Consider the following 583-nt stretch of genomic DNA (forward strand, 5'->3'; position numbering starts at 1 on the left):
GTTATGCTTGAGGGTGGCAATTTCCTTACCTTGCAGGTTCCACAACTTCGCTGTCTTGTCATATGAAGCTGTGGCAATAATCTTGCCATCAGGACTAAACGCTACGTTGTTGACGAATTCGTTATGCTTGAGGGTGGCAATTTCCTTACCTTGCAGGTTCCACAACTTCGCTGTCTTGTCATATGAAGCTGTGGCAATAATCTTGCCATCAGGACTAAACGCTACGTTGTTGACGAATTCGTTATGCTTGAGAATGGCAATTTCCTTACCTTGCAGGTTCCACAATTTCGCTGTACCGTCCCATGAAGCTGTGGCAATCGTCTTGCCATCAGGACTAAACGCTACGTTGTAGACCAATTCGTTATGCTTGAGAATGGCAAGTTCCTTACCTTGCAGGTTCCACAACTTCGCTGTTTTGTCATCTGAAGCAGTGGCAATTGTCTTACCATCCGGACTAAACGCTACGTTTCTAACCGAATCGTTATGCTTGAGGGTGGCAAGTTCCTTTCCTTGCAGGTTCCACAATTTGGCTGTTTTGTCACCTGAAGCTGTGGCAATCGTCTTGCCATCAGGACTAAACGCT

The 583-nt window shown here is 46.0% G+C and carries 1 protein-coding gene; it reads right to left on the bottom strand.

Features of this window, described 5'->3' with window-relative positions:
- The coding region (locus AABK37_RS41810; RefSeq protein ID WP_432557245.1) for a WD40 repeat domain-containing protein at nt 1–583 on the bottom strand (583 nt) is incomplete at both ends.

Origin of the sequence: Tolypothrix sp. VBCCA 56010 (genome assembly GCF_050875635.1) — a bacterium.
GTDB lineage: Bacteria > Cyanobacteriota > Cyanobacteriia > Cyanobacteriales > Nostocaceae > Hassallia.